The organism is Mesorhizobium dulcispinae (assembly GCF_033977345.1).
Classification (GTDB): Bacteria; Pseudomonadota; Alphaproteobacteria; order Rhizobiales; family Rhizobiaceae; genus Mesorhizobium; species Mesorhizobium dulcispinae.
On the sequence record NZ_JAVIIY010000008.1, the window covers coordinates 85,771 to 108,331 of the forward strand.

Genomic DNA, 22,561 nt, shown 5'->3' on the forward strand with positions numbered 1-22,561 from the left:
TCGCGCGAGATATGATGGTGACTTCAGCTATGAACCGAAGGATATGCTCCTTAGGCCGCACGCGACGGCCTCGGCAGCGAATTCGTCTCCGGGATCGGTACCGGCGTCCTCGTCTGCCGCCCTTTCCGTGCCGCCTGAAAGCCTCGCTTCAACCGAGCCTAACCTGTCACGGATCGGCAGGCTTTCCGAGAAGTGCGCCTCTCTCTCAAATATGAGTAGTGAGTTTAGCGCAGCACTAAACCACGATAATCTTGAGAAAAATCCGAGACTAGGGCACAATTTGTGAACGGAAGGGGCCAGCTATCTCAAGTCCGGCCCTGTCGCGCCGAGTGACAGTTCGGGTCGGAGGAGCGGCGTCGATGGATCAGGGGTTCTTTCTTCTGTTTGCCGTGGCGTCCGTGGTCACGGCCCTGACCTTGGTCCTGGCGCGTAATCCTGTTCACAGCGCATTGGCGCTGATGGCGTGTTTCCTGCAAGTATCGGCGATCTTCGTCTTGCTCGAGGCGCCGCTGCTCGCGGTCATCCAGATTTTCGTCTATGTCGGCGCGATCATGGTCTTGTTCCTGTTCGTGATCATGATGATCGACGTGCGCGAAGCGGTGCTGCAGCGGTTCTTGCCCGGCAGCAATCTGCCGGTCCTGGTGCTGCTCGTCGTGCTCGGGGTCGAGATGCTTGTGCTGGTGCTCAGGAGCGAGCGCTTTGCGATCGCGCAACCCGTCGCAATGCGCACCGGCGGTGAGGTCAGGCAGCTCAGCGCGACACTTTTCGCCGACTATCTCCTGCCGTTTGAAGTCGCCTCCGTCATCCTGCTGGCAGCCCTGGTAGGCGCTATCGTGCTGGCGCGGAAGGAACCGCAGTGATGGTGCCGCTGTGGTGGTATGTCGTGCTCGGAGTGGTCCTGTTCGTGATCGGTGCGGCGGGCGTGCTGCTCAGACGCAATATCCTGGTCGTGCTGATGTCGCTGGAACTGCTGCTCAACTCGGTCAATATCAATTTCATCGCTTTCGGGCATTACTACGACGACTTCCGCGGGCAGATTTTCGCAATCTTCGTCATCGCGATCACTGCGGCGGAGGTTGCCGTCGCCCTGGGAATCCTGGTCGCCCTCGCGAGGAACAAGTCCACCCTCAAGGTCGACGAAGTGACCATGATGAAAGGATAGCCGGTGATATCGATCCGGCCGCTGCTTGCCGTAGCCGTCGCAGTTGTGGCGGCCCTGGCAGTGCTCCTTCTGAACAAGCGCGCGAAGCTCCGCGATGTCGTCTCGCCGTTGGCAGCGATCGCCATGTTCGCAATCGTCGCCTCAATGGCACCCACGGTGCTGGCAGGCGGGACAGTCGATTTGCGCCTGTTCGAGATTCTGCCGGGGATCGACTTCGCTTTCCGTGTCGATGCGCTCGGCATGGTGTTTGCCACCGTATCTTCGCTGCTGTGGATCGTGGCTTCGATCTATTCCATAGGCTACATGCGGCACTTGAATGAGCATGCGCAGACCCGGTTCTTCGCCTGCTTCGCTGCCAGCCTCGCGGCAGCCGCCGGGGGCGCCTTCGCCGCCAACCTGTTCACGTTGGTGATCTTCTACGAGGTGCTGAGCCTCGTCACCTATCCGCTTGTCTACCACCACGAGGACGAGGAGGGATGGACGGGCAGCCGCAAATACCTCGTCTATTTGATGGGCGCATCGAAAAGCGTGCTTCTGGCTGCGCTGGCGTTGACCTACAATATTGCAGGGTCGCTCGACTTTGTGCCGGGGGGGCTGCTGGCGGGAGTCAACGCCTCGGCGCCGCTGCTGACCGTCGTCTATTTCTGCTACCTCTTCGGCTTCGCCAAGGCCGCGGTGATGCCGATGCACGCCTGGCTGCCTGCCGCGATGGTGGCGCCGACACCGGTTAGCGCGCTCTTGCATGCGGTGGCCGTCGTCAAGATGGGTGTTTTCTGCGTGCTGCGCGTCGTGTTCCATGTCTTCGGCGCAGGGCTGGTGGGTGGGCTGGGGCTCGGAATCGCCACGGCCTATGTAGTCTCGTTCACGATCCTGATGGCGTCCATCTACGCCCTGACGCGGGACGACCTGAAGGCACGGCTCGCCTATTCGACGGTCAGCCAGCTCTCCTACGTCGTGCTGGGCGCGGTTCTGCTGTCGCCCGTCGCGATGGTTGGTGGGATCATCCACATCGCGGCGCATGCATTCTCGAAAATCACGCTGTTTTTCTGCGCAGGCTCGATCTATTGCGCGTCCGGCAAGCGCAACATCAGCGACATGGCCGGCATCGGCCGCAGGCTGCCCTGGACGATGGGGGCGTTCTTCGTCGGCTCGCTCAGCATGATCGGGGTGCCGCCGGCTGCGGGCTTCATCAGCAAGTGGTATCTGGCGCTCGGCTCGGTGGAGGCCGGGGAGACCCCGTTCCTAATCGTGCTCTTGATAAGTTCGGTCCTGAACGCCGCCTATTTCCTCCCGGTCAGCTATGCCGCTTTCTTCGGGACGGAGGCGCAGGAGAGCCCGGCGACCGTTCGTGAAATTCCGATGTTGACGATCCCGCTTGTCGCGACCGCCATCCTGTCGGTGGCGATGGGCATCTTCCCGGACTATTTCCTCGCCCTGGCGGAAAGAGTCGTCAGATGATCAGGCGCGTCGTCGATTTCTTTGGCGATGAGAGACATGCGAGAAAGCGTCGCCGGCTATTCTATCTGGTGCTCGTCCTGATCGTCGTCGCCGACTTTCTGGTCTTCCGCGAACACGCCGAATACCTGTGGGAGCGGCTGCCTGGCTGGTCTGCCGTCTACGGCTTCGGCTCCTGCGTGCTTCTGATCTTCGTGTCCAAGTTTCTTGGCCATCAGTGCGGGCTGATGCGGCGCGAGGACTATTATGACTGACTTCGTCCATCCAGGACTACTGTTCATTCTCGGCGCTCTTCCGATTCCATTCCTCAAAGGGTCCGTCCGCAAGGCCTATGTGCTGCTGATCCCGACGCTGGCGATCCTGGCCGTGCTGACGATGCATCCTGGCGCCTACGGCACTGCGCAGTTCATCGGGCAGCAAATCATTGTTGCGAAAGTCGACAAGCTAAGCATCCTCTTCGCCACTGTTTTCAGCATCATGGCGTTGATCGGCACGGTCTATGCGTTGCACCTGACGCGTGCGGGACAGCATGTCGCGGCGTTCGTCTACGTCGGCAGCGCGCTCGGAGTCGTGTTCGCCGGCGACTACCTGACCCTCTTCCTTTTCTGGGAAGGTATGACGTTTGCCTCCGCCTACCTGGTCTTTGCCCAGCGCAGCGGGCAGGCATTCCGCGCAGGGTTCCGCTACCTCATGGTCCACATCACCGGCAGCGTTGCCCTGCTCGGCGGCATCGTTCTCCATGGGTTCGCCACGGGTTCGCTGCTCATCGGCCCGATCGAGGGCGGGCTGGGCTTCGCCACTTGCCTGATCCTTGCCGGGTTCCTGCTCAACGCCGCGGTGCCGCCGCTCAACGCCTGGCTGACCGACGCCTACCCGGAAGCAACCGTCACCGGGGCCGTATTCATGAGCGCCTTCACCACGAAGACCGCCGTCTATGTGCTGGCGCGGGCGTTTCCGGGGACCGATCTTCTCGTCTGGCTCGGCACTGTGATGGCGCTTTACGGCGTTATCTACGCGGTGCTGGAGAACGATTGCCGACGGCTCCTTGCCTATCACATCGTCAGCCAGGTCGGCTACATGGTGGCGGGCATCGGCATCGGGACCGAGATGGCGGTGAACGGCGCCGTCAGCCATGCCTTCGCGCATATCCTCTACAAGGCGCTCCTCTTCATGGGCGCGGGGGCGGTGATTCACGTCACCGGACGGCGCAAGCTCACCGAGCTCGGAGGGCTCTATAGAACCATGCCGGTAACCCTTGCGCTCTATATGATTGGCGCCTTTGCGATCTCGGCATTCCCGTTCTTCTCGGGCTTCGTCACCAAGTCGATGGTGGTGGCCGCCGCCGCGCAGGATCATCGCGCGCTGGTGGTGCTGGCGCTGACGATGGCGTCGTCAGGCACGTTCCTGCACACCGGGCTCAAGCTCCCGTACTACATGTTCTTCGGTGCGGACCAAGGGCTGGAAGCGCGAGAACCGCCGCACAACATGCTGGTTGCGATGGGCATGGCGGCAGTACTCTGCATTGCGATTGGGGTGTTTCCCCACACGCTCTACGCGCTTCTGCCACATCCGGTCGACTTCCAACCCTACACCGGCGTCCATGTCACCGAGAGCCTCGGCGTGCTGATGTTCACGGCCTTGGGCTTCGTCATCTTCCTCCGGGCGCTCGACCCCGAGAATACGATCAGCATCGACACCGACTGGTTCTACCGCATGGGCGCGCGGCGCTTCATGTGGCTCGCCGAAAAACCGCTCGCGCGCTACGAGAAGGCGGTGAGTGACGTGTCCGAGACCGCGGCGCTGCCCTTTCTGCATGGGATGGCACGGGCAGGACTGCGGATCGACCTCCACGGCGTGGACGCCTTCGTGAACGGCGTCGCCCGCTCGATCCTGCGCGGCGGCCTGGCGCTGCGGCGGCTCCAGAGCGGCGTCGTGACCCACTATGCGCTGGCGATGGTCGCCGGTGTGATCGCGGCTATCGCCATATTCGCTGTGGCGTGGCGGTAGGGCAGCGCGATGGCGATGCCTCTGCTTAGCCTCATCGTCTTCACGCCAGCCGTCGGGGCGACAGCATTGATGTTTGTCCGCAACGACGATGTTGTGCGGTGGACGGCACTGGGCGTCACTGTCCTCGACTTCGCGCTTTGCATCGCCATGCTTGGCGGCTTTGACACCTCTACCCACGAGATGCAGTTCACCGAGATACGCCGGTGGGTGCCCGCGCTAGGGATCACTTACGCACTTGGCGTCGACGGGATCAGCGCGCCCTTCGTGTTCCTGACCGCGCTGCTGGGCTGGATCTGCGTGCTTGCCTCGTGGGTTGCGATTGACCGCAAGGTAAAGGAGTTCATGGTCAGCCTGCTGGCCATGCAAGCGCTGATGCTGGGCGTGTTCTGCGCGCTGGACCTGTTCCTGTTCTACGTCTTCTGGGAGGCGATGCTGATTCCGATGTACGTCATCATCGGCGTCTGGGGTGGCGACGGCCGGATCTATGCGGCGTTCAAGTTCTTCCTCTACACGCTGGCAGGCAGCCTCATGTTCCTGATCGGTGTCATCGTGCTCTATTTCCACGGTGGCGAGACCTTCGACATCCGCACCTTGATGGCGCAGCATTTGCCGTTCCAGGTCCAGTCGTGGCTGTTCTTCGCCTTCCTGATCGCCTTCGCGGTCAAGGTGCCGATGGTCCCGGTCCATACCTGGCTCCCGGATGCCCATGTGCAGGCACCAACGGCCGGCAGCATCATCCTCGCCGCCGTGCTCCTGAAGATGGGCGCCTACGGGTTCCTGCGGTTCTCGCTGCCAATGCTGCCCGAAGCGACGGTGCATTATTCGACGCTGATGCTGGTTCTTTCGGCGGTTGCCATCGTCTATGGCGGGTTGCTCGCCCTGGCGCAGGACGACCTGAAGAAGCTGGTGGCCTATTCCAGCATCAGCCACATGGGCCTGGTGACGCTGGGAATTTTCACGCTGAACCTGCGTGGGCTCGAGGGCGGCATCCTGCAGATGTTCAATCATGGCGTGACGACGGGTGCGCTATTCCTGTTCGTGGGCCTTATCTACGAGCGGACCCATACCCGCAGCATCGCGGATTATGGCGGCCTGATGAAGGCGGCGCCGGTCTATACGGCGTTTCTTGCACTATTCGCCCTGTCGTCGATGGCGCTGCCGGGAACGAATTCGTTCGTGGGCGAGTTGCTGGTGCTGTCAGGCGCGTTCGCAGCCAATCTCGCTGTCGGCGCCGCCGCCGTTCTGGGAGCCTTGCTGGGGGCAGCCTATCTGCTTGGCATGTATAGGAAGGTCGCGCTTGGTCCGGCCAGCATCGGCATGCGGTTCAAGATCCGCGACGTGAACGCCCGCGAGATAGCGGCGATCCTGCCGCTAGCCGTCTTCGTTGTTTGGATCGGACTCTATCCGAAGCCCTTTCTCGAAATCATCGACGCCTCGGTGAAGCATCTTCTGGCGCAGGTGCACGGCAAGGGGGATGCCCAATGACCGCCGCCGTGCTTTTCCAGTCGATTCTAGCAAGCCTGCCCGAGATTGTCGTGATTACCGGGGCCTGCATCCTGCTGATCCTGGGGCAGCTTGTGCGCAAGGGGCAGGAACATTTCCTTGTCTGGGCTTCAGTCGCGGTCGTGCTGATGGCCGCTTCGGGGACACTCATGCTGGCTGGCGAGGTGCGATCGGCTTACTCGGGCATGTTCATCGCCGATCGCTTCGCGGTCTTCTTCAAGGTCGTGTTCTACCTAGCTACAGTTCTGACATTCCTTCTGTCGCAAAAATATACCGAGATCGAAGCGATCGGGCGCAGTGAATATTATGTACTGCTCCTCTTGGCGCTTTCGGGAATGATGATCATGGCCTCGGCGATCGACCTCCTGTCGATCTATGTGGGCCTCGAACTGATGGTGCTCTGCACCTATGTGCTGACCGGTTTCCTGCGGCAGCAGCAGCGGTCGAACGAAGCGGCGCTGAAATACGTGATCCTTGGCGGGGTCTCGACCGCAATTTTCCTCTACGGCGTTTCGCTGGTCTACGGGCTCACCGGCACGACGCAGTTGGACAAGATGGCTACGGCGGTGACCGGAAACCCGCTCGATCCCGGATTGCTCCTCGCGGTGGTCTTTATCGTCGCGGGGCTTGTATTCAAGGTCGGCGCTGTGCCGTTCCATATGTGGGTGCCGGACGTCTATGAAGGCGCGCCGACGACGATCACCGCCTTCATGTCGGTGGGGCCCAAGGCAGCGGGGTTCGCTGTGATCCTGCGGGTGTTCCTCAACCCGCTGGTCGCTGCCTCGAATGTCTGGATCATTGTCGCAGTCATTGCGGCAGTGACAATGGCACTCGGCAGTTTCGTGGCGCTGGTGCAGGACAATTTCAAGCGCCTCCTGGCCTATTCCAGCATCGCCCATGCCGGGTTCGCCATGTTCGGCGTGGCGGCCGGCGGTGCGGACGGGGTCGCCAGTGTGATGCTCTATTTGCTGATCTATGCGTTCATGAACCTCGGCATCTTCGGCATCGTCATCATGATGCGGAACGGCGATTTCTCGGGCGAGGTCATCGAGCACTACGCTGGTTTCGCCAAGTCCCATCGCGGGCTGGCGCTTCTGATGCTGCTCTATCTGTTCTCGTTGGCCGGCATTCCGCCGACAGCCGGGTTCTTCGCCAAATTCTACGTGCTGGTCGCGCTCGTCGAGCGAGGCTTCGTCATGCTGGCGGTGATCGCGGTGCTGTTGAGCGCCGTTGCCGCCTACTTTTACATCCGTATCGTGATGGTGATCTACATGCGCGAGCCTGAAGGCGCGTTCGTCCCCGCGCTGACGCCCTCGGTCGGCGCCACACTCGCCCTCACCGCAGCCGGCACCATCGGCATCGGCCTGTTTCCGGCGTGGTTTCTGAAGCTTGCTCAACATGCCGCGATTGGCGGCTGATCGATTGGATTTGCAATGATCCGACCGACGGAATACTCTGAGGGTACTAGAAAGGAATGCCCTAGTCGCTTCCAAAGGGCGCCCGCATCACCGATCCCAAAGGCGTCGGTGGCGGCTTGAGTAAAGCCCTCGGCGGATGACCGGGGCTGTGCGACGTGACCGGAATGGAGTTCCTGCCGGTACTTTTCATGGTCGCCGGAATTGTTCTGGTGGCGATAGCTACGCTTTTTGTCTCCTCGCTCCTGCGCCCATCCAATCCCTATCCCGCGAAGAACATGCCCTATGAATGCGGCATGGACCCGGCGGGCGAAGCCGCCGGGGGCCGCTTCAGGGTGCAGTTCTTCATCATCGCGATCCTGTTTGTGGTCTTCGACGTCGAGACGATGTTCCTCTTTCCGTGGGCCGTTGTCCTGAAAGAGATCGGGCTGGTTGGTTATGTCGAGATGTTCGTCTTCATATTGCTGCTTCTCGTGGGCTTCGCCTACGCCTGGCTAAAGGGGGCGCTGGAATGGGAAGTGTAAACAACGCGATCCGCGACAGCGTGCTGTTCACCACCGCCGACAGCCTGATCAGCTGGAGCCGAAGGTCGGCGCTGTGGCCCGAAACCTTCGGCATTGCCTGCTGCGCCATCGAGATGATCTCCGCGGGCTGTGCACGCTACGATCTCGACCGCTTCGGCGTGGTGTTCCGGCCTTCGCCGCGCCAGTCCGATGTGATGATCATCGCCGGCACCATAACGCGGAAATTCGCGCCCGTGGTGCGCCGGCTCTATGACCAGATGCCGGAACCGCGCTGGGTCATCGCCATGGGCACCTGCGCCATCTCGGGCGGGGTCTACAACACCTATGCGGTGGTGCAGGGCGCGGAGACCTTCGTGCCGGTGGACGTGCATGTGCCCGGCTGCCCGCCGCGGCCCGAGGCGCTGATGCACGGCTTCCTTCTGCTTCAGGAGAAGATCAAGAAATCGAGGGCGCTGGCCGGGGCGTCTCCGGATCGGGTCGCGGTGCCATGAGCGTGGAGACACCCCTCATCCGCACCCTGGTCGCGGAACGTTTCGGGGAGGCAATCAAGGAACTCGGCTTTTCGCACGGTGTTCACGCTTTCGCCGCTCCGCCTGACATGATCGTCGAGCTTTGCCGGTTCCTGAAGGAGCACCCGGTGCTTCGGTTCGACTTCCTGTCCGACATCTGCGGGGTCGATCACTACCCCGAGATGCCGCGCTACGAGGCGGTGTACCACCTCTGTTCGCTGCCGAACAAATGGCGCGTGCGGGTCAAGTGCCGCCTCGGTGATCCGCCCCGGGTCCCGTCGGTGACGGGGGTCTGGCGCACCGCCAACTGGCATGAGCGCGAGGCCTGGGACATGTACGGGATCAGGTTCGAGGGCCACCCCGACCTGCGCCGGATTTATATGTGGGAAGGGTTCCAGGGCTTCCCGCAACGCAAGGACTTTCCGCTGCGGGGCTACAAGGACAAACTGAACCCGTTCGGCGCCGAAGGCTCGCCGCCGACGCAACCCGACCTTGCCACCGAGGACATTCCGCAGGGAGGCCGCTCCACACCGGGGACTTGAGATGACCGAAGTCACGGAATTGAGCTGGTCTGAATCGGATGCGCCCCACACCAGGGAAGTGCTTCTCAACCTCGGGCCGCAGCATCCCAGCACGCATGGAGTGCTGCGCCTCGTCCTCGAGTTGGACGGCGAATATGTCGAGCGTGTCGACCCGCACATCGGCTACCTCCACCGCGGCACCGAAAAGCTGGCGGAGAGCTTCACCTACACCCAGATCTTTCCGCTGACCGACCGGCTCGACTACCTCTGCCCACCCTCGAACAACCTGGCCTTCGCGCTCGCGGTGGAGAAGCTCCTGGGCATCGAAGCGCCGATCCGCGCGCAATATATCCGCGTGCTGATGGCCGAACTGGCGCGGATTTCCGGCCATCTCCTGATCACCGGCGCGCTGCCGATGGACCTCGGCGCGATGACCGCGCTCCTTTACGCCATGCGCGAGCGCGAAATGATCATGGACCTGCTGGAGATGATCAGCGGGGCGCGGATGCACACCTCATTCTGCCGGGTCGGCGGCGTGCGCGAGGACCTGCCCGACGGGTTCTTCCCCAAGATCCGAGAGTTCTGCGACATCTTCCCGAACCGGATCCGCGACTACGAACGGTTGCTCGACAGCAACCGGGTGTTCCTGAAGCGCACGCAAGGGATCGGTGTCATCTCGGCCGAAGACGGCATCGATCTCGGCCTGAGCGGCCCGAACCTGCGCGCCTCGGGCGTCGACTGGGATATCCGCCGCGATGAGCCTTACGAAATTTACGACCAGCTCGATTTCAGGGTCATCACCAGGCAAGAGGGCGATTGCTACGCACGTTGGCGATGCCGGGTCGAGGAAATGCGCGAGAGCGTCCGGATCATCGAGCAATGCCTCGACCAGATGCCCGACGGGCCGTTCCAGATCGACATGCCGACGATCGCCTTCCCGGTGGACAAGGACCGGGTGCACTGTTCGATGGAGGCGCTGATCCAGCATTTCGACCTGTCGGCCTATGGCTTCAAGGTGCCGAAGGGAGAGGTTTATTCGGTGATCGAGGCGCCAAAGGGCGAGCTCGGCTTCTACATCATCAGCGACGGGTCGCCGAAACCGTTCCGCATGAAGGTGCGGTCACCCTCGTTCGTCAACCTTCAGGCGCTCTTCGGAGTCACCAATGCGCGCTATCTGGCGGACATGATCGCCGTGCTCGGCAGCCTCGACCCCGTGATGGCGGAGGTGGACAAGTAGCAGGGGATTGGACACGATGACCTTGCGCGAAAAAATCGAAGAGGCGGCGGCGCGATATCCCGACCAGCGCTCGGCGATCATGCCCGCGCTTCTGATCGCGCAGAGGGAACATGGCCATCTGCCTGGCCCGGTGCTGGAAGAGGTCGCCGACATCCTCGGCGTCGAGCGTATCTGGGTCTACGAACTGGCGACCTTCTACACCCTCTTCCACACCGAGCCGGTCGGCATTTTCCACCTGCAGCTCTGCGACAATGTCTCCTGCATGCTGCGCCGATCCGAGGACCTGCTGAGGCACCTGGAGGAGGTGCTCGGTATCAAGAAAGGCGGCACGACCCCGGACGGGCTGTTCACGCTTTCGACCGTCGAATGCCTCGGTGCTTGCGAGATGGCCCCGGTGATGCAGGTCGGCGACGACTATCACGGCGACCTCGACATCGCGCGAATCGACGCGCTCCTGGACAGGTTGCGCGCAATGGTGCGGCGACCGACTGGCGCCGATCTCGCCGCCGCAGGGCCGCCGGGAGAATAGCGCCATGTTCGAACCGGTCCTTCTCAAGAACGTGGACGTGCCGGATGGCCATCTGCTCGCGACTTATGAGGCCGGCGGCGGCTACAAGGCGCTGGCCAAGGCGCTGCGGGAGCACACGCCCGACGAGATCATCGACCTCGTCAAGAAATCCAACCTGCGCGGTCGCGGCGGAGCCGGATTCCCTACGGGAATGAAATGGAGCTTCGTGCCCAAGCGTGCCGGCAAGCCGAAATACCTGTGCTGCAACGCCGACGAAGGCGAGCCGGGCACCTTCAAGGACCGGATCATAATGGAGCGTGATCCGCACCAACTGATCGAGGGCATGGCGATCTCCGCCTACGCGATCGGGGCGGAAACCGCCTATGTCTACATCCGCGGGGAATACACGCTGGCGATCTCGCGGCTTGAGCAGGCGATCGCCGAGGCTCATGCGAAGGGTTATCTGGGAACGCGGATCCTGGGCTCGGATTTCAACTTCGTCGTGCACATCCATTGCGGCGCCGGCGCCTATATCTGCGGCGAGGAGACCGCGATGCTCGACTCGCTCGAAGGCAAGCGGGCGCAGCCGCGTCTGAAACCGCCTTTTCCGGCGGTCGAGGGGCTCTACGCCAGCCCGACCGTAATCAACAATGTCGAGACGCTGGCCTGTGTCCCGCATATCGTGGTGCGAGGGGCCGACTGGTTCCGCGGCATCGGTCCGGACAAGAGCCCCGGCCCCAAGCTCTATTGCCTCAGCGGACAGGTGAGGAAGCCGGGCCTTTACGAGCTGCCGATGGGGATACCGCTGCGCGAACTGGTCGAGGACTGCGCCGGCGGGCCGCTGCCGGGGCGCAAGCTCAAGGCGGTGATTCCAGGCGGGGTTTCGGCGCCGCTGATCCCGGAGCGCGGGCTGGACGTGGGGATGGATTTCGACTCGCTGGCCGCCGCTGGCTCGATGCTCGGCTCGGCCGGGGTGATCGTGATCGACGACTCGACCTGCATTGTCAAAGTCGCCACCCGGATTATCGAGTTCTTCCACCACGAGTCCTGCGGCAAGTGCACCCCCTGCCGCGAAGGGCTGAACTGGGTCGTGAAAGTGCTGCGCCGGGTCGAGGCGGGTCAGGGCGCGCCGGGCGATATGGAACAGCTGGAGGCGCTCTGCAAAGGCATTTTCGGCAACACGTTCTGCGCCCTGGGCGACGGCGCGGCGATGGGCCTGCGGGCGGCACTGGCCCATTTCGAAGATGAATTCGTCACGCACATCGAGGAGCGGAGGTGCCCGTTTCACTGAGGAGGGCGCAACGAGAGGACCGCGAGGAAGCCATGGTTCGCGTCACAATCGATGAACGAACGCTGGAAGTGGAGGCGGGCTCCACGGTGCTCCAGGCCGCCGAGCGTTTGGGCATCGACATCCCGACCTTCTGCTATTTGAAGCGGCTGCCGGCGCTGGCCTCCTGCCGCATGTGCCTGGTGGAGATTGAGGGGCAGCGGCGGCTGCAGCCTGCTTGCGCCACCGCGGTCACCGACGGCATGGTGGTGCACACGAACACACGGCTGATCGACGAGACGCGCTCTTCCATGCTCGACATGCTGCTTGCCAATCACCCCCTCGACTGCCCGATCTGCGACAAGGGTGGCGAGTGCGAACTTCAAGACATGGTGATGGCGTACGGACCCCGCGCAAGCCGGTTCCGCGATGCCAAGCGTGTGTTCCACTCCGAGGACATCCGTCTCAGCCCGGTAATCATCATGAACGTCAACCGCTGCATCCAGTGCCAGCGCTGCGTCCGAATGTGCGAAGAAGTCGTCGGCGCGGTCGCCTTGGGCACCGTTGAAAAAGGCATGGATACCGCTGTCACCGGCTTCGAGGGCAGTCTCGCGAGTTGCGACCAGTGCGGCAATTGCGTCGAAGTATGCCCGGTCGGCGCGCTGATGAGCTTCCCCTATCGCTACAAGGCGCGGCCCTGGGATCTTGTCGAGACCGACACAATCTGCCCGCATTGCGGCACCGGCTGCCAACTGACCGTCGGTACACGCAAGGGCGAGTTCATGCGGGTCCGCTCGAAGGTGGAGCACGGAGTCAACCGCGAAACGCTCTGCGTGCGCGGGCGCTTCGGTCTCGACTTCGTCGGGAGTCGGGACCGGATCAAGCGACCGATGATCCGTCGTGACGGGGTCCAGGTCCCGGTTTCCTGGGACGAAGCGGGGGACTACCTCCGCCGGCGGCTGTCGGCCGTCGCCAGCAAGGCTGCGGGCGGGCTGGCCTCGCCGCGCCTGCCCAACGAGGTGCTTTATCAATTCCAGAAGCTGATGCGGACAGCATTCCGGACCAACAATATCGACTGCTCCTCGCGCTGGTCCACGCCCTTTGACGCGCTCGGCCCGTTGGTAGCCTCCTTCTACACGCGAGCGCCGCTGGAGGAAGTAATCGGCAACGACTGTGTGCTTGTCGTCGGCGGCAACGTGACGGACGAAAACCCTGTCACCGAATATTTACTGCGAGACTGTGCACGGCGGCGACAGACCGGCTTACTCATGCTCTCGGCGCGGCCATCCCGCCTCGACGCCGATGCGCGGGCGGTCGTTCGCGTGTCGCCAGGCGGTGAGGCTCAGGGCCTTGCCGCAGTGGTGAGCGGACTGGGGGCGGCTGGTCAGGCATTGCCGGGCGACGTTTTTGCGGACATCGGCGTGAAAACCGGCCGGCCAGCAGCGGCCGCCGACAGTGACGATCCGGACCGCCTGGCCGCAGCGCTGCTGGAAGGCCGGAGCGCCACTGTGCTTGTCAGCGCCGACCTCTTGAGATCACCCCGGGCGCGCGCGACGTTGTACCAGATCAACAACCTTTTGCAGGTCCTGCGCGCACTCGGTAAGGGCCTGGCGATGCAGTTCCTCTTCGACCGTGCCAACCAACTGGGCGCCTGGGACATGGGCGTTCTGCCGACGGCGCTGCCGGGGTTGCGCGCGCTCGCCGATGATGCGGCACGCGCAACGCTCGAACGGGCCTGGGGCGCCGAAATCCCGTCTGAACCGGGCTTGGATTTCGACGCCGTGCTGGAGCTCAGTGACAGGAAGCGAATGGGTGCGCTCTATATCGCCGGAAGCGACCCAATGATGTCCTATCCCGACCGGGGATTCGTGCAGCGGGCGCTTCGTGGCGTCGATCTCCTGATCGTGCAGGACGCGTTCCTCACGGATACGGCGGGGCTGGCGGATGTCGTTCTGCCCGCGGCCAGTTATGGCGAGGAATCCGGCACGCTCACCAACAACGAAGGCCGGACCCAGAAGGTCTGCAAGTTCCGCGAGCCCGCCCACGAGGCGCGGGAAAATCTGGCGATATTCGACTTCGTTGCGGCGCTTTGCGGCCAGGCGTTGCGGCCGTCGATCCATGGCGAAATCTTCGGCGAGATTGCTCGGCTGGTTCCGGCCTACGAAGGGTTGACGCAGGACGGGCTTGGCGCCGACGGAGCTTTCACGAAGGCGGCCCTTGCGCCGCCGGTTGGCGAGTTCTTCGCCCCACCGTCTGCCCCGATTGCAGCCGGCCGGCTCATGCTGATCACCGGCAACTCCCTGTTCCACAACGGATATCTTTCCGAGCGCTCGGAAATCCTGAACACGGTCGCCGATGACCCATATGTCGAGATGAGCGCACCGGATGCAGCCCAGCTTGGCCTTGCGGATGGCGATCAGGTGGTCGTGCGATCGGCCCAGGGCGAACTGACGGCGAAGCTCAAGGTCAACAAGCGTTTTCCCAACGGCCTCGTGTTCGTTCCCGAGAACTACAGATCCCTGCGTCTCAACAGCCTGTTACGGCGGGGCGAATACCCATGCCCGGTGGAAGTTGAAATGGCGCACGCGGCTTTCGAGATCGCCACTCTCGCCGGCGTCGGGGCGTGGCCTGGCAATCCGGGCTGAGGCACCACGGGTTTCCCGGCGTCCTGCCCCCTGCGCCTTGACCCGGCGGTCAGTGATAACCGGTCCCGGCAATGTAATCGTATAGCACCTGCTCGTTGGTCATCAATTCTTCGAGGCGGTGCTTGACCAGGTCGCCGATGCTCACCACGCCGACAATCGTGCGGCCATCCACGACCAGCACATGGCGCGTGCGCCGTTCGGTCATGATCGCCATCACCGAGGGCAGCAAATCCTGTGTCGAACAGGTCGCCACACCGCGGTTCATGATCTCGGCGACCCGCATCAAGGGCGCCTTGGTTCCGTGTTCGGCAACGGCATTGCAGCAGTCCCGCTCCGACAGCGTGCCCATGCAATCGCCGGGGAAACGGCTGACGACCACGAAGCCGATGTTGTTCTCCCTAAACAGCCGCAGCACTTCCACCATCGTCTGACTTGGAGTGACCGAGACGACCTCGGGAGCCTTGCTCTTCAAGATTTGGCAGACCAGCATCTGAGCCTCCTGTCTGCGCGCCCCGGCTTGCCAACCGGCGCGCCCTCACGTTCGACGGATATTCCGCCACCAGTTGTACCCCTGCGGCTCGCGCGTCTCGACCAGCACGTCCTGTTCGGTGTTCAGGCGTGCAGCGACCACGCCGCCGCCGCTCGTTGCCTTGCCCGGCTTGCCGAGCAGATCATCACGCCCGACCACCAGGTCAGCTGAGGAAAAACTCGAGAATTCGTACTGTTGGCCAAGCGCGATCGCGTCCGCCGGACAGGCGTCCTCGCACAGCCCGCAGAACAGGCACCGGGCCATGTCGATCTCGAATTTCGCCGGGTGTCGGTTGCCCTTCTCGTCCTCGTAGGGAATGACTTCAATGCAGTCGCAAGGACATATCCGCGCGCAGAGTTCACAGGCTACGCATTTGATCTCGCCCTCGTCGTCGCGCTTCAGGAAGTGATGCCCGCGGTAACGCGAATAGGGCAACCATTTTTCCTTGTCCGGATACTGCATGGTCACGGATCTGGAAAACATGTAGCCGAAAGTCAGCGCCAGCGCGTTCGCCAGATCGGCGAAGAACGCCCAGCCGATCCATCTTCCAACTCTGTCCACTGCGCGCGACATCGTCGCCTCGTTGCAGCCCCCTAGAGGAAAGCAACACCGGTTATGATTATGTTCGCCATCGACAAAGGAAGCAAGACTTTCCAGCCGATCGCCATCAGCTGGTCGTAGCGGTAGCGCGGGAAAGTGAAGCGGAGCCAGATAAACAAATAGACGAAGAACGCGACCTTGAGCAGGAACCAGAGGAGCGGCGGCAACGGGACCAGCACGCCGTTCCAGCCGCCGAAGAACAGGATCACCGCCAGGACCGACGTCAGAAGCATGACGGCGTATTCACTGACCATGAAGAATGCGAAGCGGATCCCGCTGTATTCGGTATGGAACCCAGCCCCCAGATCGCCTTCCGCTTCCGCCAAGTCGAAGGGAATTCGCTGCGATTCGGCCAACCCTGCGACGAAGAACACGAAGAACCCGACCGGTTGGTAGACGATGTTCCAGACATTGGCTTGCGCTCGCACGATGTCGAGCAGGCTCATGGATTGCGCCAGCATCACCACGCCGATGACCGCGAACCCCATGGGAATCTCGTAGCTGATCATCTGGGCGCAGGTCCTGAGGCTGCCCAGCACAGCATATTTGCTGTTCGCCGCCCAGCCGCCGAAGATGACGCCATAGACCTCGATCCCGATCACCGCAAAGACGAAAAGGAGCGCCACATTCATGTTGGAGACGTAGAGAGTGATCCTGGTGCCGAGGACCGAGACGGATTCGCCGAAGGGGACCGCGGCGAACACCACGAAGGGCGGGGCGAGCGCCAGGATTGGCGCCAATTTGAACAGGAAGCGGTCGGCCTCGGCCGGGACGTGGTCCTCCTTGGTCAAGAGCTTGACCCCGTCCGCCACCGGCTGCAGCAGCCCATGCCAGCCCACACGCATCGGCCCCATCCTCTGCTGGATGTGCCCCGCGATCTTGCGTTCCAGCCACGTCAGAGGCAAGGGCAGCAGCAGCAGGATCGCAATCAGCAACGCGACCTTGAAGACGATCAGCCCAAGAGCAACGACGAGTTCCATGATACGAGGCCACTCGTTCGACGGGACGAGACCCGCGACCCGATTAGCACTGCGCGGTCATTGGCTGCGCGGGAACGGCAATTGCCAACGGCGGCGCAACTTGTGCAATGGTATCACAGCCTTGCCACCACTGGCTACGATGGGTGCGGCGCGGCCTTAGACGGCAGGGCGAAACGAGCTGCCATTCAATATTGTCTCGTACATTTTCGATAGAGGGCTTATCCTTGCGTCAGATCAACCGTGAAGCTCGTGTCGGAACGCAGCCTCAAGGCGACGCCCGCGCTTCCTACCAGTTTGCCTGGCACCTGGCGTTTTGGGACTGAGTGTTGCGCGGCGCGGCAACAGCGTAAGGTGCGACCCATGCAGCTCAGTTCAAGCGGCTTTGCCAACGGTACGACGATCCCGCGGCGCTTCACTTGCGACGGTGAGGATCGTTCCCCTCCCCTCGGCTGGACCGGCGCTCCGGCCGGCACCCGCGGCTTTGTCCTTCTCTGCGATGATCCAGACGCTCCGGGTGGGATCTGGCATCACTGGGCGGCCTATGACATTGCGTCCGATTGTGTAGAGTTGGCCGAAGGTGCTGCCCAGCACGCCGGCAAACAAGGCTTCAAGCAGGCAACCAACGATTTCCGGCTACCAGGTTACGGTGGTCCCTGCCCACCGCATCGCCACGGCCGACACCGCTATCACTTCCGGCTGCTTGCGCTGTCGATCGATCACCTGCCGCTCGGCAATGACCCATCGTGTCAGGCGGTCGAACGAGAAGCGCGCAAGCATCTCCTCGCCGAGGCGGTTCTCGTCGGAGTATATGAGCGATGATGGTCTTCGCTCGTGTGAACTTTGGCAATTGAGGAAGGCCTGCGGGTCATGAGCGGCATGACTGATGATGATGGCCCGGCTGGTGCGCGTCATGCGGATCTTTCTCTGTGGCGATGTGATGACAGGGCGAGGCATAGACCAGGCGCTTCCGCATCCGTGTGACCCTCGTCTTCACGAGCGCTACGTGCAATCGGCCATCGACTATGTCCGGATGGCGGAGGAGGCGAACCAACCGATACCGACGCCGGTCGACTTCCCCTACATCTGGGGCGCAGCGCTGCAGGAATTGGAGCGGGTGCGGCCGGACGCGAGCATCATAAATCTTGAAACCAGCATTACGCGCAGCGACGCCTATGTTGCCAAAGGCATCAACTACAGGATGAGCCCCGAGAACGCCGACTGCCTCGTCGCCGCGGGGGTCGACTGCTGCGTGCTCGGTAACAATCACGTTCTTGATTGGGGGCGCGCTGGACTGCTGGAGACCCTAGCAACGCTCGATAGCTTGCAAATCAAAACCGCTGGAGCGGGGCGCGATGCCGTCCAGGCAAGCGCCCCGGCGATTTTGGCAGACACCGACGCGGGGCGCGCACTTGTTTTTTCGTTCGCCTCGAAGACGAGCGGCGTCCCTCGACATTGGGCGGCGACCCATGACCGTGCCGGAGTGAACTTTCTGCCTGCGTTTTCCGATGCGACTGTCGCGGCGATCGCCGCTCTGGTGGCTGCTGTCCGACGAGAGAATGATGCGGTTGTGGTTTCCCTTCATTGGGGGCCAAACTGGGGCTATGACATCCCGGAGGAGCAAAGATGGTTCGCCCACGAACTGATCGACAGGGCCGACATATCCATCGTTCACGGCCACTCATCGCATCATGCTAAATCCATCGAAGTATACAAGAACCGCCTCATTCTCTATGGCTGCGGCGACTTCCTGAATGACTATGAAGGCATCAAAGGCCACGGGGAATTCCGGCCCGACCTTGCCGTGATGTATATCGCTGACCTTGGTCCTGGAAGCGATCTGTTCGCGCTCGAACTGGTGCCCCTCCAGATCCGCGGTTTCCAGCTCATGCAGACGGCGAACAGCGACGTTGCCTGGTTGCGGCAGACGCTGGACCGAGAAAGTCGGCAGTTTGGTACGTGCGTCGGAACTGCGCCAGGGGGGAGGCTTGCGCTGTCCTGGCCAACAATGTGAACCGGCGGTGGGCACGGTCATCCAAATGAGCTACTGTGCGGGATCGAGCCCCGCAGAAAGTGGCCGTAATTTCGCCAGGTGCGTCCCGCGGCCCAACTTCGCTGCTTGGAATTAAGCGTTTCTTGTGAATGGCGCTCGTTGCCATGACCACGCCGATTGTCCTGCCTTGGCCGTTGCAAAGTCTCCTGGAGGCGGTAGCGCGGGCGGTGCTACAACCGGGCGACCAGCCTCACATCGATTTCTCGCGACCAACCGGCGAGACCGCGCTCGTATCGCCGGACTCCATGTCGTGGCGCGTGTTCAAGAACCCACTTTCGCTGTTCATCGGCGGCGTCGCCGCCGTGATCATGGAGCTTGCTGAACCGCGCGTGCGCACTGGCATATGGGAGCATACGTCTTTCCGTATGGATCCAACTCGGCGGCTGCACAGCACGGGGCTCGCTGCGATGGTGACGGTCTACGGTCCCCGCGCCACGGCCGAGGCCATGATCACCCGCATTCGACGGATACACGACCGAGTCGCAGGCGTGACATCGTCAGGCGAGACTTACCACGCCAATGACCCCGACCTTCTGAACTGGGTTCAGGCCACGGCGGGATACGGCTTTGTCCAGGCTTATCACACCTATGTGCGGCAGCTCTCTGCATCGGAGCGCGACCGCTATTACGCCGAGGGCGTTCCGGCTGCACGCCTTTTCGGCGCTACAGGCGCACCGGGATCGGAAGCCGAGCTTGAAGCGCTGCTCCATGCGACCGCAGGACGGCTGCAGCGCTCGACCATTGTGTTCGAATTCCTCGCGATCATGCGGTCAGCACCTATCCTGCCGCTGCCGCTGAGGCCGGCACAGCGCCTACTGGTGGCGGCCGCCGTTGATCTGGTGCCTGATTGGGTGCAGGCGCTGTTGGGGCTCACCGGGCACGGCTTGCGCGGTTGGGAAGCCGAGGCAGTCCGGCAGGCAGGGGCTTTGGCGGATCGCCTCGTTATGGAGACCAACCCGGCCGTTCAGGCCTGCCGGCGGATGCGCCTTCCGGCCGACTATTTGTATGTCCATCGCAACGCAGTCGGCGCCCGTCCGTGATTGTCTTGTTCACCGATTTCGGCTTGCACGGCCCCTACACGGGCCAGATGAAGGCTGTGTTGCACCAGATGGCGCCGGGCATCCCCGCAATCGACCTCTTCTCCGACGCGCCGGTCGGCAATCCCCAGGCGTCGGCCTACCTGCTGGCGGCCTACGCGGAGTGGTTTCCCGCGGGAACCGTCTTTCTCTGTGTCGTCGATCCGGGCGTCGGAGGGACGCGGCCGTCCGTTATCGTCGAGGCCGACGGTCGCTGGTATGTCGGCCCCGGCAACGGCCTGTTCGAGCTGATCCAGCGCCGCGCGGCCGAGACGTTCCGCTGGGATATCGACTGGAAGCCAAAACGCCTGTCTGCCAGCTTCCACGGGCGTGACCTGTTTGCCCCGGTCGCGGCCATGCTGGCACGCCGTGAGCCGCCGCCCGGAAGGCCGCGTCTGGATGAAGCAGATCGCCGTAGAGACTGGCCGGAGGATCTCGCCGAGATCGTCTATATCGACCATTTCGGCAATGCGTTGACCGGCCTGAGGGCAGCCAGGCTGCCGGCGGGCGCAAGGCTCGCCGCTGCAGATCGCCTGCTGGAAGGCGCAACGACCTTCAGCGATCGGCCGCCTGGCACGGCCTTTTGGTACGAGAACTCGAACGGGCTTGCCGAGATTGCTGTCAATCAAGGGCGCGCGGACGGCGAGCTCGGTCTCGCAATCGGCAGTCCTGTGGAGATCGTCCTTTGAACGAAACCGGTTGTCCGTCACCGCGTTGATCTATTGCGATGCGCAAATCAACGAAACGAGGCCCGGACGCCGATCCGCCGAAGCTGCGAAAAGGCGATGACAAGGCGCGGGCGAAGACCGGCAACAAGCGCCTTGCCGAGCAGATTCGGAAGGTTCTTGCCAAGCACTATGCGAGCAAATACCGGGCAAGGTGAAAACGCGATCGCTGCACCAGGAATGAGCACGAAGGGAGGTTATCATGACCGATGGTATTGCTCAGAAAACCTGCACGCCCTGCCGCGGCGGCGTTGCGCCGCTAACGCAGGAGGCAGCCGAGGGCTATCTGTCCCAGACACCTGGCTGGGAACTGGAGGAGGCGCAACTGCTGCGCCGCAAATTCAAATTTGCGGATTTTCGTCAATCGCTCGACTTCGTCGACAAGGTTGCCCGATTGGCGGAACAAGAACAGCATCATCCCGACATCTGTTTCGGCTGGGGTTATGCGGCAGTCTCGCTGCAGACTCACAAGATCAAGGGATTGCACGAGAACGACTTCATCATGGCCGCGAAGATCAACCTTCTTGCCGATTCGTAAGAGGCACCGGCAACCCAACGACCGGAGCGGACCCAACTGGTTTCCAGTCTTAATTGGGCGACCAGCATGATTTCCGGATACTCTTTCGTGGCGCCCGGGAGCAGTGCCGAAGAGGCTCATTGATCAGTGATCGTGCAACATTTCCCCGAGTATTTCCTCGACCGGGTGCGGCGAAATGCCAAGTTCTTCAAATCCGGGCATCTGCGGCGATGACACGTTGTCGACCTGCATCAGTTCCACTTGATTCCGAGTGACGGGCGGATTTGCAAGCATTTCCGCGGCCCATGCCAGCGCGTGCCAAGCGGTAAACGGCACTGGGATTAGTATGGGTCTAAGACCGGCCTGGTGCGCAACGGCTCTGAGGAATTCCTCGTACGTGTAGACGCGAGGACCGCCGCACTCATACGTGATCGCATGCGTTTGCGTCCGCTGCAGCACTCTTGCGGTCGCCTCTGCCACATCGCCCACATAGGCCGGCTGCAATCTCGTCAGGCCACGACCGAACATCGGATAGATTGGAAGCCGGCGCAGAAGCTTGAGGATAATCGTAAGAAACGCGTCATCCGGTCCGAACATCACCGCCGGGCGGATGATGGTGGCGTCAGCAAACGCGGCAAGCACCGCCAGTTCGCCTTCGCCACGCTTGCGGATGTAGAGCGACGGCGAGGCAACATGGGAGCCGATTCCTGAAATGTGAGCGAGCCGTTCGACGCCAGCTCGGTGTGCTTGAGCTGCAACCCGCCGGGCTGACTCGACATGCACGGAATGAAAGGTCCCCTGTCCATGTTCGACATAAAGACTGACCGCATTTACAACACCGTAAGCACCGGCAAGCGCATCGGCGATCGCCCGTTCATCGTGGATATCGGCTTCGACCGATTGAAGTTGCGGGTCATCAGTACCAAACAACTTCTTGGCCCGCTCCGGATGTCTTGATGCAATCCGAACGAAAACCCCACCATTGCGGAGATGCCGAACAACGCGGCGGCCGAGAAACCCGGTTCCACCGAACACGGTGACGACGCGATGGTTCATGGCAGCCATAGCTTGGACTTTGTCCGCTCATGTCGGCCGTCTCGACCCGACGGTCCAGGTCATGTGGACGGCACGCCTGCTCACCACTATCCCCCACCTGTGCGACTTCGTACAGGTGGGGATCGATCCCGCCCCTCAACTGATCGAAAATGACCCACCCCTTGGGGAATCCGGCGGTTGATGAACCGACTGCAGCAGATCGCGATTCTGCCATGGGACGTCGGTGACAGTAGCCGCACGTCATGGCTGCGATGCCACAACGAAGACGTGCTATG

At 62.3% G+C, this 22,561-nt stretch carries 24 protein-coding genes; 20 read left to right on the forward strand and 4 right to left on the reverse strand.

Translation table 11 applies throughout. From position 1 onward, the window contains the following. The first annotated feature begins 359 nt into the window (after positions 1 to 359). The 14 genes from RFN30_RS18430 to nuoG all read left to right on the forward strand — a co-directional run bounded on the left by RFN30_RS18430 (position 360) and on the right by nuoG (position 14,753). Positions 360 to 860 carry an NADH-quinone oxidoreductase subunit J gene (locus RFN30_RS18430; protein WP_320263512.1) on the forward strand — a complete coding sequence of 167 codons (501 nt, stop codon included), beginning with the start codon at positions 360 to 362 and terminating at the stop codon, positions 858 to 860. Further along, positions 860 to 1,162 (forward strand): NADH-quinone oxidoreductase subunit NuoK, encoded by a 303-nt coding sequence (gene nuoK / locus RFN30_RS18435; protein WP_292109789.1) that lies wholly within the window; start codon positions 860 to 862, stop codon positions 1,160 to 1,162. Before RFN30_RS18430 ends, nuoK begins: the two co-directional genes overlap by 1 nt. A 3-nt stretch (positions 1,163 to 1,165) precedes the next feature. Then, complete coding sequence (locus tag RFN30_RS18440; RefSeq protein WP_320263513.1) at positions 1,166 to 2,620, forward strand: monovalent cation/H+ antiporter subunit D family protein; 1,455 nt, start codon at positions 1,166 to 1,168, stop codon at positions 2,618 to 2,620. Then, positions 2,617 to 2,871 (forward strand): hypothetical protein, encoded by a 255-nt coding sequence (locus RFN30_RS18445; RefSeq protein ID WP_320263514.1) that lies wholly within the window; start codon positions 2,617 to 2,619, stop codon positions 2,869 to 2,871. Before RFN30_RS18440 ends, RFN30_RS18445 begins: the two co-directional genes overlap by 4 nt. Next, the gene (locus RFN30_RS18450; protein ID WP_320263515.1) at positions 2,864 to 4,624 is read left to right on the forward strand and encodes a Na(+)/H(+) antiporter subunit D; all 1,761 of its coding nucleotides are present in this window, start codon (positions 2,864 to 2,866) and stop codon (positions 4,622 to 4,624) included. Before RFN30_RS18445 ends, RFN30_RS18450 begins: the two co-directional genes overlap by 8 nt. Positions 4,625 to 4,633: 9 nt before the next feature. Further along, on the forward strand, positions 4,634 to 6,109 hold the full coding sequence (locus tag RFN30_RS18455; protein WP_320263516.1) for an NADH-quinone oxidoreductase subunit M: 1,476 nt from the start codon (positions 4,634 to 4,636) through the stop codon (positions 6,107 to 6,109). After that, on the forward strand, positions 6,106 to 7,545 hold the full coding sequence (locus RFN30_RS18460) for an NADH-quinone oxidoreductase subunit N (protein WP_320263517.1): 1,440 nt from the start codon (positions 6,106 to 6,108) through the stop codon (positions 7,543 to 7,545). Before RFN30_RS18455 ends, RFN30_RS18460 begins: the two co-directional genes overlap by 4 nt. 155 nt (positions 7,546 to 7,700) lie before the next feature. Next, positions 7,701 to 8,066: an NADH-quinone oxidoreductase subunit A gene (locus RFN30_RS18465; RefSeq protein WP_320263518.1), complete on the forward strand. Its 366-nt coding sequence runs from the start codon at positions 7,701 to 7,703 to the stop codon at positions 8,064 to 8,066. Then, a complete protein-coding gene (locus tag RFN30_RS18470; RefSeq protein ID WP_320263519.1) occupies positions 8,054 to 8,557 on the forward strand; it encodes a NuoB/complex I 20 kDa subunit family protein in 504 nt (167 codons plus the stop codon). Before RFN30_RS18465 ends, RFN30_RS18470 begins: the two co-directional genes overlap by 13 nt. Then, positions 8,554 to 9,117, forward strand: a complete 564-nt coding sequence (locus RFN30_RS18475) for an NADH-quinone oxidoreductase subunit C (protein ID WP_320263520.1) — start codon at positions 8,554 to 8,556, stop codon at positions 9,115 to 9,117. Before RFN30_RS18470 ends, RFN30_RS18475 begins: the two co-directional genes overlap by 4 nt. Position 9,118: 1 nt before the next feature. Then, the gene (nuoD, locus tag RFN30_RS18480) at positions 9,119 to 10,333 is read left to right on the forward strand and encodes an NADH dehydrogenase (quinone) subunit D (protein WP_320263521.1); all 1,215 of its coding nucleotides are present in this window, start codon (positions 9,119 to 9,121) and stop codon (positions 10,331 to 10,333) included. 16 nt (positions 10,334 to 10,349) lie between these two features. Then, positions 10,350 to 10,862: an NADH-quinone oxidoreductase subunit NuoE gene (locus tag RFN30_RS18485; protein ID WP_320263522.1), complete on the forward strand. Its 513-nt coding sequence runs from the start codon at positions 10,350 to 10,352 to the stop codon at positions 10,860 to 10,862. A gap of 4 nt (positions 10,863 to 10,866) precedes the next feature. After that, positions 10,867 to 12,132, forward strand: a complete 1,266-nt coding sequence (nuoF, locus tag RFN30_RS18490) for an NADH-quinone oxidoreductase subunit NuoF (protein ID WP_320263523.1) — start codon at positions 10,867 to 10,869, stop codon at positions 12,130 to 12,132. A gap of 32 nt (positions 12,133 to 12,164) precedes the next feature. Next, positions 12,165 to 14,753 carry an NADH-quinone oxidoreductase subunit NuoG gene (gene nuoG / locus RFN30_RS18495; protein ID WP_320263524.1) on the forward strand — a complete coding sequence of 863 codons (2,589 nt, stop codon included), beginning with the start codon at positions 12,165 to 12,167 and terminating at the stop codon, positions 14,751 to 14,753. A gap of 49 nt (positions 14,754 to 14,802) precedes the next feature. Here the strand turns inward: nuoG and RFN30_RS18500 are convergent, their stop codons facing one another. Genes RFN30_RS18500 through nuoH form a run of 3 tightly spaced genes read right to left on the reverse strand, consistent with a single transcriptional unit; the run spans position 14,803 to position 16,862 of the window. Then, on the reverse strand, positions 14,803 to 15,243 hold the full coding sequence (locus RFN30_RS18500; protein WP_320263525.1) for a CBS domain-containing protein: 441 nt from the start codon (positions 15,241 to 15,243) through the stop codon (positions 14,803 to 14,805). 45 nt (positions 15,244 to 15,288) lie between these two features. Continuing rightward, positions 15,289 to 15,855 carry an NADH-quinone oxidoreductase subunit I gene (locus tag RFN30_RS18505; protein ID WP_320263526.1) on the reverse strand — a complete coding sequence of 189 codons (567 nt, stop codon included), beginning with the start codon at positions 15,853 to 15,855 and terminating at the stop codon, positions 15,289 to 15,291. A 20-nt stretch (positions 15,856 to 15,875) separates the two neighbouring features. Next, positions 15,876 to 16,862, reverse strand: a complete 987-nt coding sequence (gene nuoH, locus RFN30_RS18510) for an NADH-quinone oxidoreductase subunit NuoH (protein ID WP_320263527.1) — start codon at positions 16,860 to 16,862, stop codon at positions 15,876 to 15,878. 360 nt (positions 16,863 to 17,222) lie between these two features. Between nuoH and RFN30_RS18515 the strand changes: the two genes are divergently transcribed. The 6 genes from RFN30_RS18515 to RFN30_RS18540 all read left to right on the forward strand — a co-directional run bounded on the left by RFN30_RS18515 (position 17,223) and on the right by RFN30_RS18540 (position 21,251). Further along, positions 17,223 to 17,681: a YbhB/YbcL family Raf kinase inhibitor-like protein gene (locus RFN30_RS18515; RefSeq protein ID WP_320263528.1), complete on the forward strand. Its 459-nt coding sequence runs from the start codon at positions 17,223 to 17,225 to the stop codon at positions 17,679 to 17,681. A 64-nt stretch (positions 17,682 to 17,745) separates the two neighbouring features. Beyond that, the gene (locus RFN30_RS18520; protein ID WP_320263529.1) at positions 17,746 to 18,873 is read left to right on the forward strand and encodes a CapA family protein; all 1,128 of its coding nucleotides are present in this window, start codon (positions 17,746 to 17,748) and stop codon (positions 18,871 to 18,873) included. A gap of 143 nt (positions 18,874 to 19,016) precedes the next feature. After that, the gene (locus RFN30_RS18525; protein ID WP_320263530.1) at positions 19,017 to 19,952 is read left to right on the forward strand and encodes an oxygenase MpaB family protein; all 936 of its coding nucleotides are present in this window, start codon (positions 19,017 to 19,019) and stop codon (positions 19,950 to 19,952) included. A gap of 5 nt (positions 19,953 to 19,957) precedes the next feature. Further along, positions 19,958 to 20,677: an SAM hydrolase/SAM-dependent halogenase family protein gene (locus RFN30_RS18530; protein WP_320263531.1), complete on the forward strand. Its 720-nt coding sequence runs from the start codon at positions 19,958 to 19,960 to the stop codon at positions 20,675 to 20,677. A 38-nt stretch (positions 20,678 to 20,715) separates the two neighbouring features. Continuing rightward, positions 20,716 to 20,871 (forward strand): hypothetical protein, encoded by a 156-nt coding sequence (locus RFN30_RS18535; protein WP_320263532.1) that lies wholly within the window; start codon positions 20,716 to 20,718, stop codon positions 20,869 to 20,871. Between the two features lie 44 nt (positions 20,872 to 20,915). Next, positions 20,916 to 21,251, forward strand: a complete 336-nt coding sequence (locus RFN30_RS18540) for a 4a-hydroxytetrahydrobiopterin dehydratase (protein ID WP_320263533.1) — start codon at positions 20,916 to 20,918, stop codon at positions 21,249 to 21,251. A gap of 123 nt (positions 21,252 to 21,374) precedes the next feature. Here RFN30_RS18540 and RFN30_RS18545 read toward each other — a convergent pair whose 3' ends face one another. Continuing rightward, the gene (locus tag RFN30_RS18545) at positions 21,375 to 22,295 is read right to left on the reverse strand and encodes a complex I NDUFA9 subunit family protein (RefSeq protein ID WP_320263534.1); all 921 of its coding nucleotides are present in this window, start codon (positions 22,293 to 22,295) and stop codon (positions 21,375 to 21,377) included. Positions 22,296 to 22,561: the final 266 nt, after the last annotated feature.

Bases quoted from the DNA above. Each gene is read 5' to 3' on its own strand.
- RFN30_RS18430 (WP_320263512.1), top strand. From the start codon at position 360: ATGGATCAGGGGTTCTTTCTTCTGTTTGCCGTGGCGTCCGTGGTCACG.
- nuoK (WP_292109789.1), top strand. From the start codon at position 860: ATGGTGCCGCTGTGGTGGTATGTCGTGCTCGGAGTGGTCCTGTTCGTG.
- RFN30_RS18445 (WP_320263514.1), top strand. From the start codon at position 2,617: ATGATCAGGCGCGTCGTCGATTTCTTTGGCGATGAGAGACATGCGAGA.
- RFN30_RS18450 (WP_320263515.1), top strand. From the start codon at position 2,864: ATGACTGACTTCGTCCATCCAGGACTACTGTTCATTCTCGGCGCTCTT.
- RFN30_RS18455 (WP_320263516.1), top strand. From the start codon at position 4,634: ATGGCGATGCCTCTGCTTAGCCTCATCGTCTTCACGCCAGCCGTCGGG.
- RFN30_RS18460 (WP_320263517.1), top strand. From the start codon at position 6,106: ATGACCGCCGCCGTGCTTTTCCAGTCGATTCTAGCAAGCCTGCCCGAG.
- RFN30_RS18470 (WP_320263519.1), top strand. From the start codon at position 8,054: ATGGGAAGTGTAAACAACGCGATCCGCGACAGCGTGCTGTTCACCACC.
- RFN30_RS18475 (WP_320263520.1), top strand. From the start codon at position 8,554: ATGAGCGTGGAGACACCCCTCATCCGCACCCTGGTCGCGGAACGTTTC.
- nuoD (WP_320263521.1), top strand. From the start codon at position 9,119: ATGACCGAAGTCACGGAATTGAGCTGGTCTGAATCGGATGCGCCCCAC.
- RFN30_RS18485 (WP_320263522.1), top strand. From the start codon at position 10,350: ATGACCTTGCGCGAAAAAATCGAAGAGGCGGCGGCGCGATATCCCGAC.
- nuoF (WP_320263523.1), top strand. From the start codon at position 10,867: ATGTTCGAACCGGTCCTTCTCAAGAACGTGGACGTGCCGGATGGCCAT.
- nuoG (WP_320263524.1), top strand. From the start codon at position 12,165: ATGGTTCGCGTCACAATCGATGAACGAACGCTGGAAGTGGAGGCGGGC.
- RFN30_RS18500 (WP_320263525.1), bottom strand. From the start codon at position 15,243: ATGCTGGTCTGCCAAATCTTGAAGAGCAAGGCTCCCGAGGTCGTCTCG.
- RFN30_RS18505 (WP_320263526.1), bottom strand. From the start codon at position 15,855: ATGTCGCGCGCAGTGGACAGAGTTGGAAGATGGATCGGCTGGGCGTTC.
- nuoH (WP_320263527.1), bottom strand. From the start codon at position 16,862: ATGGAACTCGTCGTTGCTCTTGGGCTGATCGTCTTCAAGGTCGCGTTG.
- RFN30_RS18515 (WP_320263528.1), top strand. From the start codon at position 17,223: ATGCAGCTCAGTTCAAGCGGCTTTGCCAACGGTACGACGATCCCGCGG.
- RFN30_RS18520 (WP_320263529.1), top strand. From the start codon at position 17,746: ATGATGATGGCCCGGCTGGTGCGCGTCATGCGGATCTTTCTCTGTGGC.
- RFN30_RS18525 (WP_320263530.1), top strand. From the start codon at position 19,017: ATGACCACGCCGATTGTCCTGCCTTGGCCGTTGCAAAGTCTCCTGGAG.
- RFN30_RS18535 (WP_320263532.1), top strand. From the start codon at position 20,716: ATGCGCAAATCAACGAAACGAGGCCCGGACGCCGATCCGCCGAAGCTG.
- RFN30_RS18540 (WP_320263533.1), top strand. From the start codon at position 20,916: ATGACCGATGGTATTGCTCAGAAAACCTGCACGCCCTGCCGCGGCGGC.
- RFN30_RS18545 (WP_320263534.1), bottom strand. From the start codon at position 22,295: ATGGCTGCCATGAACCATCGCGTCGTCACCGTGTTCGGTGGAACCGGG.